A 22,448-nucleotide genomic window follows, 5' to 3' on the forward strand; every position below is an offset into this window, starting at 1 on the left:
GCCGCCCGGTGCCCCTGAGCACGCGCGGTGGAGGCAACGAGGGCCCGGACAGAGTACGGTGGCGTCACCGAGCGCACCTCGCATGCCGTTATCCGTTTCGGCGTCGCCCTCGGGGAACGGCAGACGCCGGTGCCTAAGCGCTCCGGCCGGAAATGAGCCGCCCCATGACTTCTGGCTCGTACTCTCGCGCCGTCTCGCGCATTCCCTGCGGCGCCCCGCGGTAGCGGACTTCCTGGTTCCCGAGGCGTTCCGGCACCTCGCTCCCCTTGAGCCGACGACCGACGAAGAGGATGCGGCACTCATGTACTCACAGGACGCGATCTCCGGCCACCGCCGAGGCCGCCCCGAACCGACCGCCGAGATGGTCTCCGGACTGGCCTGCCTCATCTGCGGCACGGACTACCGGAACGCGCCGGACGCGGACGCCGTGGTGGTCTCGCACCGCGACGACAAGCAACTCCTCGCCTGCCATGGAACGTGCGCGCGGCTGGCGAGCGGGTCGGTCACGGGGCTGGAGGAGACGCCCCTCCCCCTGGCCGAGCGCCTGCGCAGACACCGGGCCGACCAGCACTGAGACGCTGAGACAGGTGGCATCCCGGACACTCCGTCCGGCGGTGACCACGACCGACGCGGGCCCGGCCTCCCCCGGCTGCGGTCGGCGCACACGCACGCCCGCAGGCGCCCTACGCGCGAGACATCGAACACCATTGCATGACAATTACATGACAAGGAAACGCATGACCCTCATGAGCCTCGGAGTCCTGGCCTCCTCCCGCAAGGAGAACGAGTTCCGGCTCCCGTTGCACCCCGCTCACTTCGACCGGATCGCCCCGGACGTCCGCGCAAGGATCTTCCTGGAACACGGCTACGGCCGGCGGTTCGGCATCGACGACGATGCCCTGCTGCCGCTGGTGGCAGGCCTGCGCTCCCGCGAGCAGCTCCTCGCCGAGTGCGAGGTGCTGCTGCTGCCCAAACCCACGCACGACGACATCGCCGAGCTGCGCGGGGGCCAGGTGCTGTGGGGATGGCCGCACTGTGTGCAGGACGAGAAGATGACCCAGATCGCCATCGACCGACGGCTGACCCTCGTCGCCTGGGAGGCGATGAACCACTGGACGTCCACGGGTGCCTTCAGCGTCCACGTGTTCCACAAGAACAACGAGCTGGCGGGCTACTGCTCGGTGCTGCACGCCCTGCAGCTCGGCGGCATGACCGGTAGCTACGGACGCCGGCTGCGCGCGGTGGTCCTCAGCTTCGGCGCCACGGCACGCGGAGCGGTGACCGGTCTGGGCGCCATGGGGGTCTCCGACGTCACGGTGCTCACCCAGCGCGCCGCCGCGGCGGTGGCCTCGCCCATGCCGTCGGTCGTGATGGGCCACTTCGAGGAGCAGGAGGACGATCCGTCGCGGCTCCGGGCGCTCACCGCGACAGGTCCGGTGCCGCTCGCCGAGTATCTGGCCGGGTTCGACATCATCGTCAACTGCATCCGGCAGGACACCGACGCGCCCTTGATGTTCGTCACCGACGAGGAACTCGCCCTGTTCCGCCCGGGCACCTTCTTCATCGACGTCGCCTGCGACGAGGGCATGGGCTTCGCATGGGCCCGGCCGACCACCTTCGGCGACCCCATGCCCACGGTGGGAGCGGACTGCCACTACTACGGGGTCGACCACAGCCCGTCCCACCTGTGGAACTCGGCCACCTGGGAAATCAGCGAGGCGCTCCTCCCCTACCTGCGCAAGGTCATGAGCGGCCCCGCCGCCTGGGAGGCCGACGCCACGGTCAGGAACGCCATCGAGATCCGCGACGGCGTCGTACAGAACCCGAAGATCCTCTCGTTCCAGCACCGTACGGCCGCGTACCCCCACGCTCCCGAGATCCCGGCCCCGGCGCCTCGACCCGCCGTGCAGCCGGCCTGACAACGCCCAAGGTGCTCGTCACCGACCGTACGGTCGGTGACGGACGCGGCGCGCTCGGCGGCCGGCCCTTCCCGGAATCAGGCTTCCGCGCGCTTCGGCAACCGCCAGTTCGGCCGCGGGAAGTGGCACGTGTAGCCCTCGGGGTACTTCCGCAGGTAGTCCTGGTGCTCCGGTTCGGCCTCCCAGAAGGCGCCGGCCGGCACGACCTCGGTCACGACCTTCCCCGGCCACAGTCCCGAGGCCTCGACATCGGCGATCGTGTCCTCGGCGACGCGTCGCTGCTCGTCGTCGAAGTAGAAGATCGCGGAGCGGTAGCTGAGGCCGATGTCGTTCCCCTGCCGGTTCTGCGTACTCGGGTCATGGATCTGGAAGAAGTACTCCAGGATGGCGCGGTAGTCGGTCGCGGCGGGGTCGAAGGTGATCTCGATCGATTCGGCGTGGGTTCCGTGATTGCGGTAGGTCGCGTGAGGCACGTCGCCGCCGCTGTATCCCACCCGCGTGTCCAGGACACCCGGGAGCGTCCGGATCAGTTCCTGCATCCCCCAGAAGCAGCCACCCGCCAGCAACGCCTTTTCCTCAGTGGCGCTCATAGCTCTTCACATCCCTTTTCTTCTCTTTGCGCGGTCCGCCTGCGGGCCGCGCAAACTCAACGGCGCGGCCGTCGGCCGTTCCCCCACGGACAGACGTCCAGGGCGTGCCCGAAAATTCCCGTCGGCCCGCGCAGCCCGGCAGTACGCCGTCCGGCGGCCGCCCGGAACCCGCACCCGTAGTGAATCACGGGGCCCGCGCCGCGTCGCGGGCTCCCCGTCAGGCTGACCGGCGCAGCCCCGCGATGAGGAGTTCGACCAGTCGCCGCGCGTCATAGCGGGGATCGGCGTCCGCGCCGATGCAGAGGTTCCCGACGCCGCGCATGAGCACGATCGCGTCCATGTCGGAGCGGATCTCGCCGGCGTCGGCCGCGGCTTCGAGCAGTCGGCCGCACACGGGCACCAGACGGTCGAGGAAGTAGGCGTGCAGCGTGTCGAAGCCGGCGGCGTCGGACTGCAGCACAGCGGCCAGTCCGTGCTTGGTGACCAGGAAGTCGACGAAGAGGTTGATCCACTGCCCCAGTGCGGCATGCGGGGTCGGGGAGCTCGCCAGCAGGGCAGGGCCGGCCTCGGCGCAGGCTTCGACCTGGTGCCGGTAGACGGCGATGATGAGATCCGCCCGCGTCGGGAAGTGGCGGTAGATCGTGCCCGTCCCGACGCCGGCCTTGGCGGCGATGTCACGCACCGGAGCCTCCACGCCCGCGGTCACGAAGATCGCGGCGGCCGCGTCGAGCAGGGTCTCCTCGTTGCGCCGGGCGTCCGCCCGCTTGGGCCGGGCCGCTCGCCCCGACTCCCCATCACCGCCACCGACCGTGCCGCCGTCACTCATCGCGCCATCCTCTCCACCACCGGGCTTGCTATCCGGAACGGCGTTCCGTATCTTCAAACGGGACAAGGTTCCGTTTGCCCATCATCCCAGAGCCAGGGCCGACAGGCCAAACCGTGCGTGGTCAGCCGCTGACCCGTCGAAGAGGCCGGGCGACGGGCGCACGGGAAGCCCGGCACGGGTGAACGCGAACGCGGTGGCGACAGACGTCGGCACGGCACCTGTCCGGCCCGCGCCCGACCCGGCGCAGACCCCCGCCACACACCACAACCCCCACCCCGACCCCACCACACCAACCGCGCGAAGAACCTGAACGGAAGGCACCTCCATGCCCGAATCACGCACGGCGACCGCCCCCGCCACCACGCTCACGCCCACTCCTGTCGTCTCCGTGAAGCCGGTCGTCCTGTCGGCCCCTGGCCGCGGTGAGGACCTGCGGGTCCGGGTGTCCGCGCCCACGACCGGGCACGACCTGCCCGTCATCGTCTTCTCGCACGGCTACAGCTGGTCGATGGACGGCTACGCCCCACTCGCGGACTTCTGGGCCGCGCGCGGCTTCGTGGTCCTGCAACCCACCCATCTCGACTCGAGGACACTCGATCTGCCCGCGGACGACCCCCGTACGCCACTGATCTGGCGTTTCCGGGTCGAGGACATGAAGCGCGTCATCGACCAACTCGACCTGCTGGAAGCTTCCGTGCCCGGCCTCGCAGGGCGTCTGGACCGGAGTCGCGTCGCCGTGGCCGGTCACTCCTGGGGGGCCCAGACGGCAAGCATGCTGCTGGGTGCGCGCGTGCTCGATTCCGAAGGCGTCCCGGGAGAGGACCTGTCCGATCCGCGGGTATCGGCGGGTGTGCTGCTCGCCCTGCCCGGCCGGGGCGGGGACGACCTGTCCCCGTTCGCGGCCGAGCACTTCCCCTTCATGAACCCGTCCTTCGACGACATGACGGCACCGGTCCTCGTCGTCGCCGGGGATCAGGACCAGTCCGCGCTGTCCGTCCGGGGACCGGACTGGTTCACCGACCCGTACTTCCTGAGCCCGGCCGACAAGAGCCTGCTGACCCTGTTCGGCGCGGAACACTCGCTCGGCGGGATCCCCGGGTACGGCGTCGCGGAGACGACGGACGAAAGTCCCGAACGGGTCGCTCTGATACAGCAGTTCACATGGGCATTCCTTCGCAGCGCGCTCGACCCCGAGGACACCGGCTGGCGGGCGGCGTGCTCCGCGCTGGAGGAGGATCCCAAGCCGCTGGGTCAGGTTCAGAGCAAGTAGGGAAGTAGGCCATGCCGTCGGCCCGAAGCGGGCACCGCGGCCTGTGCCCGCGGCTGTCCGGCCCCGCGGTCCCGCGGCGCGGTCCCGCCGAGCGCCCCCGGAACATACGGCGATCGGGGCGGAGCGCCGTGTCCTCGGCGCTCCGCCCCGAGTCACGGGCGGTCGCCGGTGCCGCCGCCGGTGGGCGCGGAGGTCCGCTGACGGCCTCCCGGACGGGGCACGCCGGCCGCGTCGTGGACGCTGTCGTGGGCGGCGGCCGCCACCGCTTCGGCCGTGATGCCGAACTCGGTGTAGAGGCGCTGGTAGTCCGCCGAGGCGCCGTAGTGCTCCAGGCTGACGATGCGTCCTGCGTCTCCGACCACGTCGCGCCAGCCCTGTCCCACGGCGGCCTCGACGCTGACCCGTGCCCGTACCTCCGGCGGCAGCACCTCGTCCTGGTAGTCCCGGGGCTGGGCGGCGAACCACTCCCGGCACGGCATGGACACCACGCGTGCCCTCAGACCGTCACGGGCCAGGAGGGCGCGGGCGTCGAGGGCGATCCGCACCTCCGAGCCGGTCGCGACGAGGATGACGTCCGGCGACGCACCGTCGCCGCCCTCGGTGCCCTCGGCGAGGACGTAACCACCGTGCGCCGCACCGGAGGCCGCGGCGAACTCCCCGCTGTCGCGGTCCAGGACCGGAAGGTTCTGACGGGTCAGGATCATCCCGGCGGGGCGGTCGGTGTGTTCCAGGACGGCGCGCCAGCAGGCGGCGGTCTCGTTCGCGTCGGCGGGACGCACCACGTCCAGACCCGGGACGGCGCGCAGCGCGGCGAGGTGTTCGACGGGCTGGTGGGTGGGCCCGTCCTCGCCGAGGCCGATCGAGTCGTGGGTCCACACGTAGGTGGTGGGCAACCGCATCAGCGCCGCCAGACGCACAGCGGGACGCATGTAGTCGGAGAAGGTGAGAAAGGTGCCGCCGTACGGGCGGGTCAGGCTCTGCAGGGCGATGCCGTTGAGCACCGCACCCATGGCGTGCTCTCGGATCCCGAAGTGCAGAGTGCGCCCGTACGGTCCGCCCTTCCACTCCTTGGTCTGCCGGTCGGCCGGTACGAAGGACGGTTCGCCGTCCATCGTGGTGTTGTTGCTCTCGGCCAGGTCGGCCGAGCCTCCCCACAGTTCCGGCAGTACGCCCGCGAGCGCGGTGAGGACCTCGCCGGACGCCTTCCGGGTGGCCATTCCCTTCGGGTCGGCCGGGAACTCGGGCAGCGCCTCGGTCCATCCCTTGGGCAGTTCCTGTGCCTGCAGCCGGTCCAGCAGCGTCCCGCGGTCCGGGTTCGCCTCCCGCCAGGCGCTGAACGCCTCCTGCCACTGGGCGTGCGCCTCACGGCCGCGATCGGAGGCGGAGCGGGTCCGCGCCAGGACCTCGTCCTCGACGACGAACGTGCGCTCGGGATCGAAGCCCAGCAACTCCTTGGTCGCGGCGACCTCCTCGTCGCCGAGCGCCGAGCCGTGGGCCTTCCCGGTGTTCTGCCTGGTCGGAGCCGGCCAGCCGATCAGGGTACGCAGCATGATCAGCGAGGGGCGCCCCGTCTCCTTTCTGGCCGCCTCGATCGCCGCCAGGAGCGCATCGACGTCCTCCACGTAGTCGCCGGTGCGAGTCCAGTCCACCGTCCGCACGTGCCAGCCGTACGCGGCGTATCGGGCGGGGACGTCCTCGCTGAAGGAGACGTCGGTGTCGTCCTCGATGGAGATGTGGTTGGCGTCGTAGAACACCACCAGGTTCCCCAGCTCCTGATGGCCGGCCAGCGACCCGGCCTCGGCGGTGACGCCCTCCATCATGTCGCCGTCCGAGGCGATCACGTACACGTGGTGGTCGAAGGGCGAGGTACCCGGTGCGGCGTCCGGGTCGAGCAGGCCACGCTCGCGGCGCGCGGCCATCGCCATGCCCACCGCGGCGGCCAGGCCCTGGCCCAGGGGGCCGGTGGTGATCTCCACACCGGCCGTGTGGCGGTGTTCCGGATGTCCGGGGGTGGCCGAGCCCCAGGTGCGGTAGGCCTGGAGGTCGGACAGCTCAAGCCCGTATCCGGCCAGGTAGAGCTGGATGTACAGGGTCAGGCTCGAATGCCCGCAGGACAGCACGAACCGGTCCCGGCCGAGCCACCGGTCGTCACCCGGGTCGTGCCTCATCACCTTCTGGAAGAGCAGATACGCCAGGGGTGCGAGGCTCATCGCGGTCCCGGGATGGCCGTTCCCGACCTTCTGCACCGCGTCCGCGGCCAGCAGTCGGACGGTGTCCACCGCCCGCACGTCCACCGGGTCCCAGCCCACCCGGTCGGCCACCGGCAGACCCAGGCCTCGATCACGTCCGGCGATCACGCTCGCGGTGTTCGACGGCTCGCTCACCATGCGGTTCTCCTCAGCACATCGTGGATTCACCAAGCAGGCGACTTCCTCGCCGGCCGCGCTGTGCCGGCCGCCGCCCGCACCGGCGTGCCGGAACTCCCCGGAGGGTCGGTGCCGGCCGCGTACAGGGACCCGGCGAAACCGGCTCGGTGGAACGCGTACCCGGGCCTTGTCGCCACACGCCCCACGACCGGGCCTGTACGCCGCCGAGGGGCCGTCACCGCGTCCACGGCGGCTTCGCGACCTTCACCCCGCACGCGGACCCGCGCGATCACACCCGCGCGATCACACCCGCACGATCCGTCCCGGGCCGCCGAGGGACGGGGCCCGGGGTTCTACTCCGCTTCGCCCGAGGGGTCGCCGAGTCCGAGCTCGTGCTCCAACCGGCTGCGAATCTCGGTGGGCAGCTGTCCCGTTCGTGCCCACTCGACGATCAGCTCGGCCACATGCCGCAGCTTGACGTTGGTGTTCTGGGAGATGCTCCGCAGCGTGTCCCAGCCCTGGTCCGGAGTCAGCCGGCCGACCGCCAGGATGACACCGATGGCCTGATCGACAACGGCGTGCGACCGCACTGCCTGCTTGAGCTGGAGATTCTCGTCCTCCAGGCGCAGCACCTCGTCCGCCGAGGCCTCGAAGGCCGGGGGAAACTGCTGCGTCATGTCCGCTTCGGACGTCAACGTCGCCTCCGTGTTCCGGGGAGTCCGGCGCTACTTCGTCTCATCTCATGCCCTCGAATCCGGCGCCGTCACACGGTCGTCGGGAGCCGGCCCGCGCCGCCGCCCGGGGTGCCCGGGGAGCGAGCCGGCGACGTCATCCGTCACCTTCCGTGGCACGTGCGCGCGGGGACGCACTTCGCGGCTGCCGGTTGCCGGCGCCGCCGTGTTCGGCGTCGTGCCGGGCGAGAAGGGCCAGCAGGTCCGCCACCGTCGGTCCGGAGTCCGCCGGGTGCCGCAGGAGGGTGCCCTCCTCGATCTGGTACTCGTTCGAGCGCCCCTGCCGGGTGTGGGTGAGGTAGCCGCCCTCCTCCAGGTCAGAAATGATCTTCTGGACAGCCCGCTCGGTGAGCTGGCAGCGCGCGGCGATGTCGCGGATGCGCGTGGTGCGGTCCTCGGCGATGGCGGCCAGCACGCGCGCATGGTTCGTGAGGAACGTCCAGCCTGTGTGGGACTCGGGTACTCCGTGCATCATCCCAGAGTAGACGCAGTATTCACGTATAAGAAAGGGCGAAAATCTTTTCCTGTATCTCTTGACGGGTGAAGAGCGGGGCACGGACCCTTGAGGGGTTCCCGCCCACGGCGACCCACCGCCGTGGGCTTCGGCCCTGGCACGCCCCACCGAGCCCTGTCCCACGGAAGGGATGACCGAGATGGAGTCCCCACGGCTGTCGGTAACCCGCTCCACCACCGCCGAGGGCATCGCTGTGCTGGCCCTGCGCGGCGAGATCGACTTCACCACCGGCACCGAGGTCCAGCGTGCGCTCCTCGGTCCCGACGGCGAGGCGGCCGCCCGCACCGTGGTGGAGCTGAGTCAGGTCACTTTCATGGACTCCAGCGGCATCAACGCGCTCATCGGGGCCCACCACGCCGCCACCGCCCAGCAGGGCTGGGTGCGCCTGGCGGCCCCCTCCCCCTCGATACTGCGCGTCCTGCAGATCGTCGGCCTCGACACCGTCATCACCTGCTATCCCACGCTCCAGCAGGCGTTGGGCGTGGGGGCCCGGGGCGGCCGGGCCCGCGCCGACCGTGACCGGCCCGATGGTCCAGCGGGTGACTGAGGTGAGGGCGTACGGCGACTTCGCGCCATGAGGCCGCCGGACACCGGCCGAGGACGGTCACCATCCGCGTGGGCCGCCCGCAGCCCGGGTCCGGCCCGGCGAGAGCCCGCGGCGGGTCCCGGTCAGCCTTCGTGGCTCGGGAGGATCTCCTTGACCTTGGCGATGGCGAAGCCCCACCCCTGCGACACGGTCGGTTTGCCCGGCACGGCCACCTCCTGCGGATTGGTCAGGACGTCCAACAGCACCGGCCCGGGGGTGTCGAGGGCCCGGCGGACGCTGTCGTCGAGATCGGCCGGGTCGGTGACGCGGATGCCCGTGAGACCGAGCGCGGTGGCCACCGCGGCGAAGTCGGGGTTGTCGAGTTCCGTACCGAACTCGGGCAGTCCGGCCTGCTCCTGTTCGAGTTTGACCATCCCCAGGCGGCGGTTGTCGAAGACCACGAGTTTCACCGGCAGCCGGTACGTCTTGATCGTCACGAGGTCGCCCAGCAGCATGCTCAGTCCGCCGTCGCCGCAGAAGGCGACGATCTGACGGTCGGGTGCCCAGAGTTGGGCCCCGAGGGCCTGGGGCATGGCGTTGGCCATCGAACCAAGGTTGTACGAGCCGATCAGGCGCCTGCTCCCGCGCATGCTGACGAAGCGGGAGAGCCAGACGGTGGCCATTCCGGTGTCGGAGGTGAAGACGGCGTCCTCGGCGGCGTGGGCGTCCACCGCGGCGGCCAGCGCCTCGGGGCGGATCTCGTGGTCGCGGTTGTCCAGGGCGGCCCTCAGCTTCCCGGTCCAGCGGTGCTCGTGACCCGGGTCGGCCAGCCGCCGCTGCCCTTCCTGCCAGTGGGCGAACCGTTCCCGCGCGGCGTCCAGGTGGCCCCGGTCCGTCGCCGTCCGCACCAGCGGGAGCAGGGCCCGTAGCGTCGCGCCCACGTCGCCCGTCAGACCCACGTCCACGGGAACCCGGCGGCCCAAGTGCTCCTCACGGGTGTCGACCTGGACGACCTTGCACCCCTTCGGATACCAGTCCCGGTACGGGAAATCGGTGCCCAGCATCAGGAGCGCGCCGCCGCTGTCGAGCGCGTGGGCGGCGGCCGGGTTGCCTATCAGACCGGTCTGGCCGACCTGGAACTCGTTGTCCCCCTCGAACCCCTCCTTCGCCTTGAGGGTGAGCACCATCGGCGCCGCGAGCGCCTCGGCGGTCCGCAGGACCTCGGCGCGGGCCTCGCGGGCTCCGCGGCCGACGAGCAGGGTGACCCGGTCGGCGGCGTTGAGGAGTTCGGCGGCCCGCGCGAGCGCGGGGTCGTCCGGGCGGGTGACGGGACGGTCGAGAGGGAAGCGGGCGGCCCGGTCGTCGCTCAGTTCCTGGTCGCCCAGGTCACCGGGCACGGTGAGCACCGCCACTCCCCCCTGGCTCACGGCCGCGCGCACGGCGGACTCCAGCATCCGCGGCATCTGGTCCGGGGAGGAGACGGTGGCACGGTAGACGGCCACGTCACGGAAGAGCAGGTCGTTGTCGACCTCCTGGAAGTAGTCGCTGCCGACCTCGGCGAGGGGCACCTGACCACAGATCGCGAGTACGGGGGTCCGGCTCTTCGCCGCGTCGTAGAGCCCGTTGAGAAGGTGTACGGAGCCGGGTCCCACCGTCCCCATGCACACCCCCAGCGTTCCCGAGAGCTGGGATTGGGCTCCGGCGGCGAAGGCCGCGGCCTCTTCGTGCCGGCAGCCGACCCAGTCCAGGTCGTCGGTGGTACGGATCGCGTCGGTCAGCGGGTTCAGGGCGTCTCCGACCACGCCGAAGACGTGCTGGACGCCCAGATCCTTGAGTGCGTCGACGATCACACGGGCGACGGTTCGTGCCACGGGAGTGCCCTTCGGTTCGGTGCGGCCCCTCGGAACGGGTGCCGGGTTCGACGGGTGAAGCGATGAGTACCGGGTTCAGCGGGCGAAGCGGTCCGGGTCGGCCGCCTCCCAGTCGGATGCCCAGCCGGAGGGCGCCGATGCGATCAGCTCTCCGGGGGTGAGCCAGTCGTGGAGTTCCGCATACGAGCGGACGGTGTGCGGATTCACCCGCTGCAGCAGCATGTGGGGCCGCAGACCGCGCGGCTCCTCGACGCCCATCGAGGCCATGATCTGGAGCGCGCTCTTGACCGTCGCGCGCTGATAGCGCCGTACGCGCTGGGACTTGTCGGGTACGTCGACGGCGCGGGCGCGCCGTTCGTCCTGGGTGGCGACCCCGACGGGACAGGTGTTGGTGTGGCAGCGCTGGGCCTGTATGCATCCGATCGCGAACATCATGGCGCGGGCGGCGTTGGTGTAGTCGGCTCCCTGCAGGAGGCGCTTGACGAGGTCGCTGCCGGTGGCGACCTTGCCGCTGGCACCGATCCGGATCCGGTCGCGAAGCCCGGCTCCCACAAGGGCGTTGTGCACGGTCATCAGACCCTCGCCCAGGGGCAGTCCGACGTTGTCCGCGAACTCGAGGGGCGCCGCACCCGTTCCGCCCTCCGCGCCGTCGACGACGATGAAGTCCGGCGTGCTGTCCTCCTCCAGCATCGCCTTGCACACGGCGAGGAACTCGCGGCGCGAGCCGACGCACAGCTTGAACCCGACGGGCTTGCCGTCGGCCAGTTCCCGCATCCGGGCCAGGAAGCGCACCAGTTCGCGCGGCGTGGAGTAGACGCGGTGGTAGGGCGGCGAGATGACGGTCTCCCCCTGCGGCACGCCGCGGACCCCGGCGATCTCCGCGTTCACCTTGGCACCCGGCAGCACTCCGCCGATTCCGGGCTTGGCTCCCTGACTGATCTTCAGCGACACGCACTTGACCTGCTCGTGCGCCGCCTTCTCGGCGAACTGCCGCGGGTCGAAGTCCCCGTCGTCCGTGCGGCAGCCGAAGTACCCGGTGCCGATCTCCCAGACGAGATCTCCACCGGGCCTCAGGTGGTACTCGGAGAGACCGCCCTCGCCGGTGTCGTGGGCGAAACCACCCAGTTGCGCACCGGTGTTGAGGGCGAGCACGGCGTTGGCGGACAGCGAGCCGAAGCTCATCGCCGAGACGTTGAGCAGCGCCATGTCGTAGGGCCGGGTGCACTCGGGTCCGCCGATCCGGACACGCGGCGCGTCGGTGGGCACCGACCGGGGGGCCATGGACGGGGTGAGGAACTCACTGCCCGTCCGGTACAGGTCGAGTTCGGTGCCGAACGGCTCCTCGGCATCGGTGCCCTTGGCGCGCTCGTAGACGATGCTGCGGGTGTCACGGTCGAAGGGACGGCCGTCGAAGTTGCGCTCGATGAAATACTGCTGAAGCTCCGGCCGCAGCGCCTCCAGCGCGAAGCGGAGGTGCCCGAGCAGTGGGTAGTTGCGCAGGACGGAATGCCGGCGCTGCACGAGGTCGTGGACGGCCACCAGCGCGAGCAGGAGCAGGGGGACGGCCGCGGCCCACCACCAGGGTGGGACGAGGACGGCGATGACCGAGACGCCCGTCGCCAGCGAGCCGAGCAGGACCACCAGAAGTATCTTCAGCACCTGATGCTTGTGTCCCGAAGCCCGGACTCCAATCCGTTCGTCTCCGTTCGTCCCGTCACACGTGCGGTGTCCGGAACCGGGAACGGGCCCGAACTCGTCGAGTTCGGGCCCACTCACGTGCGAGGGTCAGACCATGGGCTGCGCGCCGAAGGGGGCGTTGGGGCGGTAGTAGGCGCCCAGTGCGTCCCGGTAGCCGGAGTCGCCGAGGTGCTTGTCGCGAAGGAACTCAGGGGCGTTCTTGATCTGCTCCCTGGACCGGTCGACGAAGATCTTCCTGTCCTCCGGATCGATCTGGATCACGGTGCTCGCCGGGAGGAGGACCTCCTTGCCGAAGATCCAGACCCCGGTGTCCACGACCAGGTAGGCGTCACCGACCTCGTCGGAGTGCTTGTCGACCTTGCCGATTCCGCCGTCGCTCGCCTCGACCTTGTAGCCGGTCAGATCGGCGCCGGCCAGATGACCCGAGGTCGACTTGTAACTCCACACATGCTCAGTCACGCGAAAACAGCTCCTCCGGTGAACAGAGAGCGGCGAGGGGTTCCCTTCCGCTCTTCCTTTTTCCGTACGCGGTGCGGGACGGTTCTCGGGTTCCGTCCGCACTCCGGGTGCCCCTGCCGCGGCGCTTCATTCCTCCGATGCGGGAAAGGACGCCGCAATAGCCGCCGTTCGGTGGTGACGAGCAGGGAATCCGCCCTCGCGCACGACGACATGGTGGTGGCCGCCCTCCCCCGACGGGAGGGCGGCCAGCACCATGGCAGGCCCGAACGCGACCGGTGTCCGGCTCCGCTACCAGCGGTACCAGCGACCGCTGCCGCTCTTGGGACGGGCGACGAATCCGACCAGCCACAGCACCAGTACGACGATTGCGACCCACCAGAGAATCTTCAACGCGAAGCCCGCGCCGAAGAGAAGCAGAACCAGCAGAAGAACGAGAAGCAGGGGAACCATATGATCGACCTCCGAATACCCCTGTTCCCCGGACCTTCTCGCCCATGCATACAATCTTCACGGGTCACCCGCATGCCGCGCACCTATTACCCGTCCGGCCCAGGAAATTCTCAACCGCGGGCGAACTCCAGGAGGTCCGCGTTGAACCGGTCGGCGAACACGGGGACCATCGCCAAGCCGTGCGGGGCGCCCGGGTAGACCTTGAACGTGGAGTCCTTGACCAGCTTCGAGGACTTCTCGCCCGCGGCGACGATCGGCACGATCTGGTCGTCGTCGCCGTGCACGATCAGGGTCGGGATGTCGAACCGCTTGAGGTCCTCGGTCAGGTCGGTCTCGGAGAACGCCTTGATGCAGTCGTACGCGCTCTTGATGCCCACCTGCATCGACCACAGCCAGAACGCGTCACGCGTGCCCTGCGAGACCGTCGAACCCTCGCGGTTGGCGCCGTAGAAGGTCTCGCTGAGGTCCTGGTAGAACTGGGAGCGGTCCTTCGCCACGCCCGCCCGGATCTCGTCGAAGACCTCGATGGGCAGTCCCTCGGGGTTCGCCTCGGTCTTGAGCATCAGTGGCGGGATCGCGCTGAGCAGGACGGCCTTCGCGACCCGTCCGGTGCCGTGGCGGCCGATATATCGGGCCACCTCACCGCCACCGGTGGAATGGCCGACGAGGATGACGTCGCGCAGATCCAGCGCCTCGATCAGCGAGGCCAGGTCGTCGGCGTACGTGTCGAGGTTGTTCCCCTCCCAGGTCTGCCCTGAGCGCCCACCCCCGCGCCGGTCGTGGGCGATGCCCCGGAATCCGTTGTCCGCTACGAAATTCACCTGGGGGTCCCACGCGTCGGCGGTGAGCGGCCAGCCGTGGCTGAACACGATCGGCTGACCGGATCCCCAGTCCTTGTAGAAGATCTCGGTTCCGTCTTTCGTCGTGATGAATGGCACGGCGCGGTTCCTTCCCATGGTCACCGGGGAATCCGGTCGAACCCGCGAAGGACGGCCTCTCTTCGGCGGATGATCCCGCGGCGGGAAACGACCGGATGGTGCACGTCGACTCACCCACGCTACCCGACAAGCACCGCGTCGGCGCGCCGCGGATTCCCGCCGCCGACCCGGGTCGAAAACGCTCCTGTGCTCTCTGTGCGCTGCCTGCTCCCCTTCGCGGCTCCTTCTGAAGAAACCTCCTCACGAATCCCGCATACGCATCCCGTCCACAATCCCGTCCCGGCCCATTTCCCGCAGGCCCACGGGGAATTCCCCGCGGGCTGCCGCCCACGGTCGTGCTCGTCCGCCGTTATCGGCCGACGGCTCGATCCCGCGGTGACAGACCGTCGTCGACGGACACGTCCTCCGCCACGAGCGTGATGCCGGAGTTCCTGGCCTGCTCCAGGATCAGGGCGGCGAAGTCCTCGTCGGCATGTCCCGCGCCGACGGCACTCGCGACGAGCTGGGCGGTGGCGGCGGCCAGCGGCATCGGGACCTCCAGCTCGCGGGCCGCGGAAAGCCCCAGCTCCAGGTCCTTGCGCAGCAGCGGCATAGTGAACGTCGGCTTGAAGTCCAGGTTGACCAGCGCGGGCGACTTGTACCGGGTGTAGGCCGAGCCCATGACGGAGTCGTTCAGGAATTCCAGGAAGGCGGCACGGCTGACACCGCCCTTCTCCGCGAGGACGGTGATCTCGGCGAGCGACTGGGTGACGACGCCGAGGAAGACGTTGTGCGCGATCTTGACCAGCCGGGCGGCCTCGTCCTCGCCGACGTAGGTCACGCCCCGCCCCAGCGCCGCCAGCAACGGCTCGATCCGGCCGAACACTTCGCGTGAGCCGGACACCGCGATCGTCAGGCCGCCCGCGGCGATCACCTTCGGGTTCCCGCTCACCGGGGCGGCCAGGAAGTCCGTCCCGCGCCGGGCGGCTTCCTCCCGGACGAGCGCGGACGTCCCGGTGGACACCGTGGAACTGTCGATCAGAACACCCGGAGCGGCGTCCGGTGAGGTCAGCAACCCGCCGGGACCCGTGGTGACCGCCTGAAGGTCGGGCGAGGCGGAGACCATCGTGAAGACGACGTCCCGGTCGGCGAGATCGACCGGCCGGTCGACGACCGTCGCGCCTCTCTCCGTGAGCGGTTCGGCCTTGGCGCGCGTCCTGTTGTGGACGGCCACGTCGTAGCCCGCGTCGAGGAGCCGCGCGGCGAGCTGGAAGCCCATCCGGCCGGTACCGATCCAGCCGACGCGCGGCGGGTCCTGGGTGACATGCGCCATTTCCGTACCTCGTTGCCGGAGGAAGACCGCTCGCTGGATGAGGTCCCGCTCCGCGGAGGCCTCTGCTCCCGTACGCCGTCGGGCAGTTGGGCGAACAGATCGGTGTGGTGGGTGTGGCGGGCGCGGACGTCCGTGATCGTCACGTCCGGCGTGGCCGGGGACTCGCGATGGGGCCGGTCGCACGGCCGATTCTCCGCGCGCCGGACCCGAACAGTGTGTCCGCATCGCGTGCCGGACGCATCTTGGCCCGGACCGCTGCGCCGACCCTGCCGGACATGCAGGTATGCCGGGTATATGCCTAGATTTACGGAACGGGTGTCCTCGTGCCGCCGATCCGTCCTGCCCCACGCCCCCGGGTAGATCGCCACGTAGGGGAATCCCCCGCGGTCCCCTCCCGACTCGACTCAGCAAGAGGTGCGGTGTGGTGCATCAGTGGACACGGCGCGAGGACGAAAGGCTGCTCACGGGAAACGGCCGCTACGTCGCCGACATCGAAGTGCCGGACTGCCTCGATGCCGTGTTCGTCAGGAGCGGTACCGGTCACGGTGTGCTGCGCGCGGTCGATTGCCGTGCGGCCCGTGAGGTGCCCGGTGTGGTGGGTGCCTGGTCCGCCGCCGACCTGACGGACATGCCCTCGTGCGCGAACTCGGCGGCCGCCCTGCAGGACCTGCCTCCGGTACCGCACACCGTGCTGGCCAGACTCTCCTCGGACGAGGTGGTCGCCGGCCGTGAGTGGCCGGCGCTGGTCAAGGAGCGCGTGCGGTACGCGGGCGAGGCCGTCGCGGTCGTCCTGGGCGAGGACCGCTACCGGGCCGAGGACGGGGCGGCCGAGGTCACCTTCCACGTTGACCCACTGCCCGCGATGGTCACGCCGGCCGCCGCCGCGGCGGACGAGACCCTGCTCTTCGAGGGACTGAGCAACATCGCCCTGCGGGGAGAGACGGGCACGCCCGTCGAGGACGAGGTGTGGCGGGAAGCGGCCGCCGTGGTGGAGGGCCGCTACCGGCAGAACCTGCTGATGCCCACACCGATGGAGTGCAGGACGATCCTCGCCGTGCCCGAGGAGGACCGGCTGACGATCTGGTCGGGGCACCAGATGCCGCACCGGCTGCGCCGTGAGATGGCCGCGCTGCTGGGCTGGTCGGAGGATCGGATCCGCGTGGTGGTGCCGGACACCGGTGGGGCGTTCGGCGGCAAGAGCGCCACCTTCCCGGAGTTCGTCGTGGTCGCCTTCCTCGCGGTCGGACTACGGCGGCCCGTCCGGTGGATCGAGGACCGTCTGGAGTCGATGACGGTCGCCACGCGCGGCCGGGGGCAGGACCAGCGGGCCCGGCTGGCCGCCGACGCCGACGGGCGGCTTCTCGCCTACGAGTTGCACATCGACGCCGACGTCGGCGCCTACCCTCACCTCGGAGTCGGGCTGCCGATGCAGACCGCCTGGATGGCGACCGGCGCCTACCGCACTCCCCGGGTGCATGCGACGGTTCGCTCGATCCTCACCAACACCATGATCACGTATCCCTATAGGGGTGCCGGCCGGCCCGAGGCGGTCATCGCGCTCGAGCGCTGTATGGACATGATGGCAAGGAAGTTGGGGATCGACCCGGCGGAGTTGCGCCGCCGCAACTTCATCCCGCCCGGGGCCTTCCCGTACACGACCCCCACCGGCCGGACGTACGACAGCGGTGAATACGCCCGCGCGCTCGACCTGGCGCTGGAGACCGTCGAGTACGGCACCTGGCGCGCCGAGCAGGCCCGGCGCCGGAGCGATCCGACCGCCAAGCCACTGGGAATCGGCCTGTCCTGCTACGTCGAGCGATCCGGCGGAGAACCGGGCGGGCTGCACGAGTTCGGCAGCATCGAGGTCGGCGCGGACGGCGTCATCACCGCGCGCTGCGGGGCCGCTTCCAGCGGCCAGGGTCACGAGACCGTGTTCCCCGCGCTGGTCGCCAAGACCCTGGGCGTGGACGAGCGGCGTGTCCGGCTGGTCGAGGGCGACACCGACGAACAGCCCGAGGGCCTGGGCTCCTTCGCCAGCCGGACCGCGCAGGTCGCCGGAGCGATGCTGCAGCACGCCTCCCGACTGGTCATCGCGGAAGCCCGGCAGCGGGCCGCGACCCTGTGGGATCTGCCCCTGGAGGAGGTGGAATGGGCCGACGGCACCGTCCACGCCGCCCACGACGGCTCGGCCGCCATGGACGTCAGTGAACTGGTCAAGGCCACCGGGCCGCTGCGCGTGGAGGACCGCTTCGAGACGGGGATGGCGTTCCCCTTCGGCTCGCATGTGGCGGTGGCCGAAGTCGACCCGGAACTCGGCACCGTGGAACTGCTGAAGGTGGTGACGGTCGACGACTGCGGGGTGGTGCTCGACCCCGCGATCGTCCGCGCCCAGGCCTTCGGGTCCGCGATACAGGGCATCGGCCAGGCGCTGTACGAGGCCATCCCCTACGACGACAACGGCACACCGCTGCTCGCGAACGGCCTGTTGGACTACCTGCTGCCGACCTACACCGAAGTGCCGCCCATCGAGGTCAAGGACACCTGCACGCCGAGCCCCAGCTCGCCCCTCGGTGCCAAGGGCGCCGGGGAGTCGGGCTGCATCGGGCTGCCGGCCGCGATCGTCAACGCCGTGGTCGACGCGCTCCGTCCGGCCGACGCCGACCTGTTGCAGATGCCGCTCACCCCTGACGTGATCTGGCGCGCGGCCCGCGCCCCGAGGCTGGAGGAGGACCGGTGAAACCCGCCGCCTTCGACTACGTCGCACCCCGCACGGTGCCCGAGGCCGTCGACGCCCTGGAGAACGGAGGCCGCAAGGCCCAGGTGCTGGCCGGCGGCCAGAGCCTGCTCCTGGAGATGCACCTGGAGCGCGTCCGTCCCGACCTGGTCGTCGACATCAACCGCATCCCGGAACTCGACACCCTGCGGGTCGTCGACGGCTCACTGCGGGTCGGCGCGCTGGTCAGGCACCGCGTCTTCGAGTCCGCGGAGGCCGTACCGGGTCCCCTCGGCTCGTTGTTCTCGCTCGCCGTCGTCAACATCGCGCATCCGCCGATCCGGTCCCGGGGCACCATGGTGGGCAGCTTCGGCTGGGGCCACCCCGCCTCCGAGTGGTGCGCCATCGCCATGGCCCTGGACGCCGACATCGACCTGCGAGGACCCCAGGGCGTCCGTACCGTCGCGGCCCGCGACTACTTCCACGGTCCGCTCAGGACGGACCGCCGCCCCGGCGAACTGATCACCTCCGTGCGGTATCCGCTACTGGCCGAGCAGACCGGCGTCGGCTTCGTCGAGCACCGGCGCACACACTTCTGCTTCGCCCAGGTCGCCGTCGCGGCCGTCCTCACCATGGACGACGGAGTGATCAGGGAAGCACGCATCGGGCTGGTCAACTGCGCCGACCGGCCGCTGCGGGCGCACGCCGCGGAGCGGGCCCTGACCGGCGTCGAGATCGGCGCTCCGGCAGACGGCTACCGGCTGCCCGAGGACCATCCGTTCGCCCGCGCGGGCCGCGTCGCGGCGGAGCGTGACGCCGCACCCCTCGCGGAGCCGTACGCGGACCTCGAATACCGCCGGCACGCCATCGCCGTCGTGACCGCCAGGGCCCTGTGCCAGGCCGCCGACGACCACCGGTCCCGCGCCGGCGGGACCAAGGGAGACAGCTGATGAAGATCACGCTCACGGTGAACGGCGAGGAGTTCCCGCTCGACGTGGAGCCCCGGCGCATCCTGGCGGACGTCCTGCGCGAGGACTGCCGGCTGACCGGCACCCACCTGGGCTGCGAGCACGGCGTGTGCGGCGCCTGCACCGTGCTCGTGGACGGCGAGGCGGTGCGCTCCTGTCTGATGCTCGCCGTGCAGTGCGACGGCAGGTCGGTCCGGACCGTGGAGGGGCTGGCCGGTCCGGACGGCGAGCCCAGCGCGCTGCAGCGGGCCTTTTCCGCGGAACACGCGCTGCAGTGCGGCTTCTGCACTCCCGGATTCCTGATGGTGGCCGCCGGGGCGCTGGAAACCGACCCCGCCCTCGCCGATCACCCCGAGCGCGTGGATCACATCGTCGGATCCAACGTCTGCCGGTGCACCGGCTACGAACCCATCCGCCGCGCGATCCTGCGCGCGGCGCGGGAACAGCGGGAGCCCGTGACCTGACCCCGTCCCGTGCCGGTCCCGGCGGTGCTGAGGAGTGGCGATGACCGTGAGGGGAGAGTGGAGATGGCCGTGAGGGGAGATGTCCGCGCCGGAGTCGTCGACGTCCACGCGCACTGGCTGCCCCGGGAACTGCTCTCCCTCCCGCCGGGCTTCCCCCTGGGTGGCATGAGCGACCGCGACGGGGAGCTGTACCTGGGGGACCGTCCGCTGTTCTTCGCCGGCACGGCGATGACCGACATCGACGTGGTGATCGCCGACACGGTGGAAGGACCACTACCTGGTGAACCTGATCGGCAACCCGGTGGAGACCACGACCGCCGTGGCCTCGGTCGCCCCGGTCCCGCATCCGAGGCTTCCGCATCCGAGGTGTCCCCGCATCCGCCACAGCAGAGGTGTGCCATGTCCGAGACGAACGACTTCACAGCACTGGTCATCGGTGGATCGGTGGGCGGTCTGGCGGCCGCGCACGAACTGCGGGATGTGGGAGCCGGGGTCGCCGTCTACGAACGGTCGGCGGGCCAGACGTCGGCACGCGGCGCCGGCATCGTCATGCAGCCGGAGGTCGACGCGCTGCTGAACCGCCTCGGCAGACCGGCGTCGTCCGTGAGTGTCGAACTGCACGAGCGGCAGCAGCTGGACGCGCGCGGCAGAACCGCGCGTCATGGGGCTCCGCAGCTCATGACCGCGTGGGACACCCTCTACCGCGCGCTGCGAGAACCGCTTTCCGGGGTGTGCTACCGCCTGGACAGCACGCTCAGACGGGTACAGGTGAGCGGTCACGACATCACGGCCGAGTTCTCGGACGGCTACACCGCACGCGGAAACTTTCTGGTGGGCGCCGACGGGATCGGGTCGGCCACCCGCATGCTGCTCGACTCCGTCTCCCGCCCCGAGTACGCCGGTTACGTGGCCTGGCGTGGCCTGGAGCCCGAATCCGCGCTGCCGAGTGAGCTGCTGGACCTTCTCGCGGGCCGCTTCACGTTCTTCACGTCGAGCGGAATGCAGATGCTGTGCTACCTGGTTCCGGGGGCCGACGGTGAGCGGGAGGAGGGCTCACGGCGCGTCAATTGGGTCTGGTACGTGAACGTCGCCGAGCCGGATCTGCCGAGGCTGCTCACCAGCCGCTCCGGAAAACACTTCGCGCACTTCCTGCCGCCGGGCGAGTTGCTCCCCGAGACCGTCGAACAGGTCGCCCGGCAGGCCGAGGTCTCGCTTCCGCCGCCCTTCGCCGAACTGGTGCACTTGTCGGACGTCTTCATGCAACCCGTGTTCGACCTCGCGCCAGGGCGCATGGTGGCCGACCACGCGGCGCTGATCGGCGACGCGGCGGGCACGGTCAGGCCCCACACCGCCTCGGGAACCTCCAAGGCGTTCGGTGACGCCGCGGGCCTGGCGGCCGCCCTGCGCGGGTGGACCCCGACGCGGCCGCTGCCCGCCTCCGAGCTCGAGCACTGGGAGCTACGGCGCCTCGACCGCTTCCTCACGTTGTCCGAGGCCGGGTTCGACCTGGCGGTGAGATCCACGTTGGGTGCCCAGAGAGGGAGCCGGTTCTTCGGTTCCGACTGACCCTGGCGGCCACACGGCTCGCCGGGGACCGGCCTCGTCGAGGGCCGGACTTGACGCGACTGATTGAAACTTTTACGGTTACACCCGTGGTCGTAACACATCTTGTTACGTCGAATCAGTGGAGGATGTCATGGGCCAGCTCACCGGCAAGGTCGCGATCGTCACGGGAGGCACCACCGGCATCGGCCTCGCCACCGCCAAGCGTTTCGCCGCCGAGGGCGCACAGGTGTACGTCACCGGTCGCCGCAAGCCGGAGCTGGACGCGGCCGTCCAGGACATCGGCTCGGGCGCCGTGGGAATCCAGGGGGACATCTCCGACCTCGCCGACCTGGACCGGCTCTACGCGGCCGTCGAGCAGGACGGCCGCCGGATCGACGTTCTCTTCGCCAACGCGGGCGGCGGCGAGTTCGCCCGGCTGGAGGAGGTCACGGAGGAACACTTCGACCAGACCATCGGCGTCAACGTCCGCGGTCTCCTGTTCACCGTCCAGAAGGCCCTGCCGCTGCTCAACGAGGGCGCCTCGGTGATCGTCCCGGGCTCCTCGACCGCGATGTCCGGAGCGGAGGCGTTCGGCGTGTACGCCGCGACCAAGGCCGCCGTCCGCTCCCTCGCCCGCACCTGGGCGAACGAGCTCAAGGGCCGGGGAATCCGGGTCAACGTCATCGTGCCGGGACCGATCGACACCCCTGGAATCGCCGGCCTCGTCCCCGACGAGGAGCAGGCCGGACAGCTCAAGGGCTTCCTGGCGAGCCGGGTGCCGCTGGGCCGCATGGGCCGTTCCGAGGAGGTGGCCGGCGCCGTACTGTTCCTCGCCTCCGACCAGAGCAGCTTCACCACCGGTTCCGAGCTGCACGTCGACGGCGGCCTGAACCAGGTCTGAGTTCCGCGACGGCGGTGGAGGACCGGCACGGAGTCCCCTCCACGACACGGGCGGCCCGACACCGGGGACGGCACGGGGACCGGCCGTCCCCGGTGTCGGGCCGCCCGTCTCCTCCCGGCGTCAGCTGCGCGAGGCGGCGGGCGGCAGGCCCGTCCAGGTGGCCGCGGAGCCGATCGGCGGTGCGATCCCCGCCGAACCGACCGGCCTGCCGACCGACGGGGGCACCCTGCTGACCTACGGTGGACTCGCCGAGGGCGAGCCCATGGGCCTGGACGCGGTGGCCCTGACCTCGCGCGGACCGACGGTACGCGGTGTGACCAATCGGGCGGTGGCTGATCGGCGCCTCCCGCGCAGGACATCGACGGCGCCCTGCAGCCCGCGCAAGAG

20 protein-coding genes are annotated in these 22,448 nt (G+C 70.5%); 9 read left to right on the forward strand and 11 right to left on the reverse strand.

Annotated features, from left to right (window positions below):
* The first annotated feature begins 301 nt into the window (after positions 1–301).
* Together HEP85_RS02485 and HEP85_RS02490 are read left to right on the forward strand one after the other, a co-directional pair.
* On the forward strand, positions 302–574 hold the full coding sequence (locus tag HEP85_RS02485; protein ID WP_168525783.1) for a hypothetical protein: 273 nt from the start codon (positions 302–304) through the stop codon (positions 572–574).
* 163 nt (positions 575–737) lie between these two features.
* A complete protein-coding gene (locus HEP85_RS02490) occupies positions 738–1,919 on the forward strand; it encodes a N(5)-(carboxyethyl)ornithine synthase (RefSeq protein WP_168525786.1) in 1,182 nt (393 codons plus the stop codon).
* Positions 1,920–1,996: 77 nt separating this feature from the next.
* Here the strand turns inward: HEP85_RS02490 and msrA are convergent, their stop codons facing one another.
* Both msrA and HEP85_RS02500 read right to left on the reverse strand, forming a co-directional pair.
* Positions 1,997–2,509, reverse strand: coding sequence for a peptide-methionine (S)-S-oxide reductase MsrA (gene msrA, locus HEP85_RS02495; protein WP_329284725.1), 513 nt, complete (start codon positions 2,507–2,509; stop codon positions 1,997–1,999).
* A gap of 217 nt (positions 2,510–2,726) precedes the next feature.
* Positions 2,727–3,335 (reverse strand): TetR/AcrR family transcriptional regulator, encoded by a 609-nt coding sequence (locus HEP85_RS02500; protein ID WP_168525788.1) that lies wholly within the window; start codon positions 3,333–3,335, stop codon positions 2,727–2,729.
* A 325-nt stretch (positions 3,336–3,660) separates the two neighbouring features.
* On the opposite strand from HEP85_RS02500, the gene HEP85_RS02505 reads away from it, so the two are divergent.
* A complete protein-coding gene (locus tag HEP85_RS02505; RefSeq protein ID WP_168525790.1) occupies positions 3,661–4,605 on the forward strand; it encodes an alpha/beta fold hydrolase in 945 nt (314 codons plus the stop codon).
* 152 nt (positions 4,606–4,757) lie between these two features.
* On the opposite strand, the gene tkt is transcribed toward HEP85_RS02505, so the two are convergent.
* From tkt to HEP85_RS02520, 3 genes are all read right to left on the reverse strand, one after another.
* On the reverse strand, positions 4,758–6,992 hold the full coding sequence (gene tkt, locus HEP85_RS02510) for a transketolase (protein WP_168525792.1): 2,235 nt from the start codon (positions 6,990–6,992) through the stop codon (positions 4,758–4,760).
* 332 nt (positions 6,993–7,324) lie between these two features.
* Complete coding sequence (locus HEP85_RS02515) at positions 7,325–7,666, reverse strand: ANTAR domain-containing protein (RefSeq protein ID WP_329284731.1); 342 nt, start codon at positions 7,664–7,666, stop codon at positions 7,325–7,327.
* Positions 7,667–7,799: 133 nt separating this feature from the next.
* Entirely contained in the window at positions 7,800–8,174 is a 375-nt protein-coding gene (locus HEP85_RS02520; protein ID WP_168525794.1) for a MarR family transcriptional regulator, read from the reverse strand.
* A 172-nt stretch (positions 8,175–8,346) separates the two neighbouring features.
* Between HEP85_RS02520 and HEP85_RS02525 the strand changes: the two genes are divergently transcribed.
* The gene (locus HEP85_RS02525) at positions 8,347–8,763 is read left to right on the forward strand and encodes an STAS domain-containing protein (protein ID WP_329525304.1); all 417 of its coding nucleotides are present in this window, start codon (positions 8,347–8,349) and stop codon (positions 8,761–8,763) included.
* Positions 8,764–8,885: 122 nt separating this feature from the next.
* Here the strand turns inward: HEP85_RS02525 and HEP85_RS02530 are convergent, their stop codons facing one another.
* The 6 genes from HEP85_RS02530 to HEP85_RS02555 all read right to left on the reverse strand — a co-directional run bounded on the left by HEP85_RS02530 (position 8,886) and on the right by HEP85_RS02555 (position 15,470).
* Positions 8,886–10,613, reverse strand: coding sequence for a thiamine pyrophosphate-dependent enzyme (locus HEP85_RS02530; protein ID WP_168525796.1), 1,728 nt, complete (start codon positions 10,611–10,613; stop codon positions 8,886–8,888).
* Positions 10,614–10,688: 75 nt separating this feature from the next.
* Positions 10,689–12,272, reverse strand: a complete 1,584-nt coding sequence (locus HEP85_RS02535) for an FMN-binding glutamate synthase family protein (protein WP_168525797.1) — start codon at positions 12,270–12,272, stop codon at positions 10,689–10,691.
* 126 nt (positions 12,273–12,398) lie between these two features.
* Positions 12,399–12,770, reverse strand: a complete 372-nt coding sequence (locus HEP85_RS02540; protein WP_168525799.1) for a PRC-barrel domain-containing protein — start codon at positions 12,768–12,770, stop codon at positions 12,399–12,401.
* A 288-nt stretch (positions 12,771–13,058) separates the two neighbouring features.
* A complete protein-coding gene (locus HEP85_RS02545; protein WP_168525801.1) occupies positions 13,059–13,220 on the reverse strand; it encodes a hydrophobic protein in 162 nt (53 codons plus the stop codon).
* Between the two features lie 110 nt (positions 13,221–13,330).
* Positions 13,331–14,158: an alpha/beta fold hydrolase gene (locus tag HEP85_RS02550; protein WP_168525803.1), complete on the reverse strand. Its 828-nt coding sequence runs from the start codon at positions 14,156–14,158 to the stop codon at positions 13,331–13,333.
* A gap of 349 nt (positions 14,159–14,507) precedes the next feature.
* Positions 14,508–15,470, reverse strand: coding sequence for an NAD(P)-dependent oxidoreductase (locus HEP85_RS02555; RefSeq protein ID WP_168525805.1), 963 nt, complete (start codon positions 15,468–15,470; stop codon positions 14,508–14,510).
* Positions 15,471–15,894: 424 nt separating this feature from the next.
* Between HEP85_RS02555 and HEP85_RS02560 the strand changes: the two genes are divergently transcribed.
* The 5 genes from HEP85_RS02560 (at position 15,895) to HEP85_RS02580 (ending at position 22,061) form a co-directional block, all read left to right on the forward strand.
* Entirely contained in the window at positions 15,895–18,207 is a 2,313-nt protein-coding gene (locus HEP85_RS02560) for a xanthine dehydrogenase family protein molybdopterin-binding subunit (RefSeq protein WP_365225092.1), read from the forward strand.
* Entirely contained in the window at positions 18,204–19,133 is a 930-nt protein-coding gene (locus HEP85_RS02565) for a xanthine dehydrogenase family protein subunit M (protein WP_168525809.1), read from the forward strand. The genes HEP85_RS02560 and HEP85_RS02565 overlap by 4 nt, the downstream gene beginning before the upstream one ends.
* Positions 19,133–19,615, forward strand: coding sequence for a (2Fe-2S)-binding protein (locus HEP85_RS02570; protein WP_168525811.1), 483 nt, complete (start codon positions 19,133–19,135; stop codon positions 19,613–19,615). The genes HEP85_RS02565 and HEP85_RS02570 overlap by 1 nt, the downstream gene beginning before the upstream one ends.
* Before the next feature lie 69 nt (positions 19,616–19,684).
* Complete coding sequence (locus HEP85_RS02575) at positions 19,685–21,181, forward strand: monooxygenase (protein WP_248001802.1); 1,497 nt, start codon at positions 19,685–19,687, stop codon at positions 21,179–21,181.
* A gap of 130 nt (positions 21,182–21,311) precedes the next feature.
* A complete protein-coding gene (locus HEP85_RS02580) occupies positions 21,312–22,061 on the forward strand; it encodes an SDR family NAD(P)-dependent oxidoreductase (protein ID WP_168525813.1) in 750 nt (249 codons plus the stop codon).
* Positions 22,062–22,448 lie beyond the last annotated feature (387 nt).

Source organism: Streptomyces sp. RPA4-2 (genome assembly GCF_012273515.2).
GTDB lineage: Bacteria > Actinomycetota > Actinomycetes > Streptomycetales > Streptomycetaceae > Streptomyces > Streptomyces kaempferi.